Here is a 4,141-nt window from a genome sequence, read left to right on the forward strand (position 1 = left end):
TGAGCCGCGCGGCCAGCAACTCGTCGGACTCCCCGGGGTTCCCGCCGGAGGGCGGGTACGCGGGTCGAGGGGGGTGGGGGGTGGGCACTGAGATGTTTCCTTCCCACGCGCAGGTGACTCAGAAGTTCCGATCGCCGAAAAGGAACCCCAGATTGGTGTATACCTTTTGGACGCGGTGTGGGGAGCGTGAATTCGCCACGGCGAAAACGGACCTGGTTCATCAAGACGCGTGCGAGACCCGGCCTTTACCCCCCGCACGAGCGCTTCACTCTCGCACAAACCACTCATGGTCAACAAGGCGACCGGGCAACATGCGTCCCCCTTTGAAAGAAGGTCAGATTCCGCGGCAACTCACGCGGCCGGCACCTGCTTTCGGCTTTCTCCACGCGCCCCGCGCGAAACACGTGCACGCGCCGGTACGCCGCGCACGCTCCCGGCGCGCGCCTCGGCGTAGTGGACTGGCCGCGGCCCTTCTCGGAAGGCCCCGCGCGGGACGGCGGCTCTCCTGCGCGAGCGGGCCGCCGACCCCGTTCCTCCCGCCCTCGGTCGGTGGCCCCGAGAAGGGGCCGCGCCGACCGGCCGGGATTCAGATCTGCCAGGAACGCAACCGGTCGGCCGCGCCGTAGGCGTCGGCCCCGCCGGACATCAGGTCACGCGCGAGGTCGACCAGGGCGCCGTAGGGCGGGTCGATGCCGACGCCACTGGCGAACATGTAGGCGACGGCGGTCGCGCAGGCGAAGCGGGCGTTGGCCGAGGGCAGGGGCTTGAGCACGGCGAGCGTGTGCAGCAGGGCGGCGGCCCGCCAGGCCGGGTCGGAGTCCACCCCGAGGCGGGGCGGGTCGACGCGGTGCCGGGCGACGGCGGCGACCAACGCGGAGAAGTCGTTGATGGTGGGCTGCTCCGGCAGCACTTCCTCATGGCGCTGGAGCAGCCAGGGCACGTCGATATGCAGGACCGGCGCCATGGGTCAGGCGGCCCGCCCCTCGCCCCTGACGGGCGGTGGTTCGTCGTCCGGAAAAGCGGCCGCGAACTCGTCGGCGTGGGCCGAGAAGAACCGGCGGAACGCCTCCGCGCCCTCCTGCAGCGCCCGGTGCCGGGCTATGTCGGCGGCGGCGGCCTCCCGCACGAGCGCCTTCATCGACGTACCGCGTTCCTTGGCGATCTGCCGAAGGTCCTCGAGCTCGCGGTCGCTGAACTCCACGTTCAGAGCTGGCATGCCTCCCACGGTACCGCGCGGGTACCGACCCGTAAATGTACGCAGGTCAGATCAGTGCCACGACGGTACCGCGGGAGGCGAGCGGGGCGGTGGTGCGGTCAGCTCTGGTCCGCCACGAAGGAGGCCATGCGGGCCAGTGCGGCGTTCCAGTTGATGGTGTGCTCGTTGGTCGACCAGGACTGGATGTCGTCGATGAAGCAGAACTGGGCGACACAGCCCTGGAGTTTGCTCTGTGCGTAGGGGTCCTGGATGCTCGAGTTCGGCCCGCCGGACAGGGTGCCGTCGGGCGGGGCCGGCAGCGCCGGGTCCAGCTGCTTGGCGTACCAGCGGCTGTGCTGGTTGTGGGCGTTGACCTCGCCGTAGCCGGTGACGTACGACATGTTCAGCGCGTTGCGGCCCAGGATGTAGTCCATGCTCTGCAGGGCGCCGTCACGGTACTTCGAGCCGCCGGTGATGTCGTAGGCGGTGGCGAGGACGACCGCGTTGTTGAGGATCTGGTGGCTGGAGCCCCAGTCGTAGACGTTGCCGTCGGGAGCGTAGGGTATGCCGTAGGGATGCGCCTTGAGCGTGGCCAGGTACTGGTCGGCGCCCTGGACGACGGAGCGGCGCACCTTGTCCCGGCCGGGGAGCCGGTTGGGCACGGTCGCCAGGTCCAGCCGGGCCGCCGCCGCGGTGCGGGCCCAGTCGAAGCCGAGCGGACCGAAGATGTCGGCGGTGTGGACCGGGGAGTCCAGCACGTACTCCTTGAAGTCCCGCTCCCCCGTCGTCAGGTACAGCTCGGCGGCGGCCCAGTAGAACTCGTCCTCGACCTGGCCGTCCGGGTAGGCCCCGCCGCCGATGCCGTCGCTCTCGTCGGCGAGCACGTCCGGGTGGGCCAGCGCCGCCGCCCATGCCGTGCGGGCCGCGTCGAGCGCCTTCGCGGCGAACTCCCGGTCGAAGGGGCGGTAGAGGCGGGCCGCCTGGGCCGCCGTCGCCGCCAGGTTGAGGGTGGCCGCGGTGGTCGGCGGGTGCAGTTCACGCTTCTGCGGGTCGTCGCTGGGCAGCAGCGGCAGTCCGGTCCACGCCTCGTCGTGGATCTTGTGGTGGGCCATACCGGCCAGCGGCTGCCCGTCCGGCACCTGCATCTTCAGCAGGAAGTCCAGCTCCCAGCGGACCTCGTCGAGGATGTCCGGCACCCTGTTCCCGCTCTCCGGGATGTCGAGCGTGCCGTCGCCGAGCTTCGACGGCTCACCGGTGCGGGCGTGCAGCGAGCGCTCATAGGTGCTGAGCAGCTCCCAGGTGGAGATGCCGCCGTTGACGACGTACTTGCCGTGGTCGCCGGCGTCGTACCAGCCGCCGGAGACGTCGAGGGTGTAGTCGCAGACGCCGGGCTGGCAGGGCACCTCGGTGTCGCCCTGGTTGGGTGCCACGCCCACGTGTCCGGCCGGGCGGGCGTAGCCGGGGCGCAGGTCGCCGCTGATGGGAGTGCCGCTGCGCTGTGTGTAGTAGTACTTCGCGGAGTCGGTGCGCAGTCGCTCGTAGGCGGCGGTGCCGATGTCGAACGGGCGGCTGGTCTCCCCGTCGGCGACCAGCGTGTAGCCCTCACCGCGCTTCTTGTGGCGGCCGAAGTCGATCGAGTGGACGTTCTGGCCGGAGGAGGCGTCGACGCCGCGCGGCTTGCTCCAGCCGTGGGCGACGACCCGGCCGCCGTCGTCCTTCAGCTGCCAGGGCAGGCGCGAGGTCGCGTCCGTTACCAGCGTGGCGTTCTTCGGGCCGGACGGCAGGTAGCCGACCTGGTTGACCCGGACCCGCGGCCCCGTGTCGGGCACGTGCGGCTCGGGCGCCACACCGCCCAGCAGGGACACGTCGTCGACGCAGAACCGCCAGGGGTCGGGGGTGCCGCCGAGCTGGAAGCCGACCTGGCCCTGGGTGGTGTCGACGGGTGAGGTGAAGGTGTACGAGTAGGTGTTGCCGGAGACGCTCAGCTGCGGACTGACCTCGTGGTAGGTGTCGTACGGGGACACCGACAGGCCCACGATCGCCCGGACCACGTGGTCGGCGGGCGTGCCGGTGGCGGTGAAGGAGAACCTGTACGACTCCCCCGCGACCAGGGTGACGTCGTTCTGGCCGACGGCCGCGTCCCAGCGGTTGGCGGTGCCGCCGGGGGCGTCGGCGCACAGCCGGCCGTCGGACACGCCCGCGGTGACGTTGCTGCTCGCCCACCAGGATTCGGTGCCGTTGTCGAAGGTGCCGTTCTTGACCTGCTCGGTCTCCTCGGCTCCGGCCGGGGCGGCGGGCAGCGCGGTGACGGCCGCCGCCAGCAGCGCGGTCAGGGAGACGAGCGCGGTTCTGCGTTTTCTCACGTCTGAGCTCCTCGGGGGAGGTGCGGATGGCTCTCACGTCGAGGGAGGCATCGATATTGGGAGCGCTCCCAAATGCGGTCGCAGCCATGCTTGTGGCAGACATGACACCCCGTCAACGGTCCGGACGGGACTGGTTCCCGCCCGGACCCCGCGCGACGGTTCAGGCGACGGGCGCCTCCAGGCGGCTGATGCGGATCGCGCCCTTCGGCTCACCGGGGTGACGGCCGGCCAGCGTGAGGCGGACCCGGGAGCCGCGTACCGGCTCGAAGGTGATGAGGGTGGGCGCGTCGGACACGGCGGCCCAGTCGGTCCGCACCCCCTCGGCCGCGCGCCAGGCACGGCCGTCCCAGACGTCGACCTCGACCGTGGCGGGCAGGCTGTGGGTCGCGTCCACGGTGAAGGAGACCTCGATCCGGTCGTAGATGCGCCCGCGGCCGTGGTCGACCGATACCCAGTCCTCGGCGCGGGCCCCGTCGAATGCGGGCAGCAGGGCGGTGGCCGCCTTGTGGAAGCCGTTGGACCAGCCGGTCGCCGGGTCGCCGTCGAGCATGGCGGCGGGGAGCGTGTCGGGGCGGCCGGAGTA

General features: G+C 71.3%; 4 protein-coding genes. All 4 read right to left on the reverse strand.

The window, feature by feature from the left end; translation table 11 throughout:
- Window positions 1–586: 586 nt before the first annotated feature.
- Window positions 587–964 (reverse strand): toxin Doc, encoded by a 378-nt coding sequence (locus tag EBH09_RS03250; RefSeq protein WP_121745492.1) that lies wholly within the window; start codon window positions 962–964, stop codon window positions 587–589.
- A gap of 3 nt (window positions 965–967) precedes the next feature.
- Window positions 968–1,216, reverse strand: a complete 249-nt coding sequence (locus EBH09_RS03255) for a hypothetical protein (RefSeq protein WP_030975726.1) — start codon at window positions 1,214–1,216, stop codon at window positions 968–970.
- Between the two features lie 98 nt (window positions 1,217–1,314).
- Complete coding sequence (locus EBH09_RS03260; protein WP_121745493.1) at window positions 1,315–3,558, reverse strand: glycoside hydrolase family 9 protein; 2,244 nt, start codon at window positions 3,556–3,558, stop codon at window positions 1,315–1,317.
- A 160-nt stretch (window positions 3,559–3,718) separates the two neighbouring features.
- Window positions 3,719–4,141: discoidin domain-containing protein (locus EBH09_RS03265; protein WP_193776087.1), on the reverse strand; the 423-nt coding region annotated here is incomplete at its 5' end.

It is taken from the genome of Streptomyces sp. E2N166, from assembly GCF_003671715.1.
In the GTDB taxonomy this organism is placed as follows: Bacteria; Actinomycetota; Actinomycetes; order Streptomycetales; family Streptomycetaceae; genus Streptomyces; species Streptomyces thinghirensis.

Coding starts and splice junctions, on each gene's coding strand:
- EBH09_RS03250 (WP_121745492.1), bottom strand. CDS start 964: ATGGCGCCGGTCCTGCATATCGACGTGCCCTGGCTGCTCCAGCGCCAT.
- EBH09_RS03255 (WP_030975726.1), bottom strand. CDS start 1,216: ATGCCAGCTCTGAACGTGGAGTTCAGCGACCGCGAGCTCGAGGACCTT.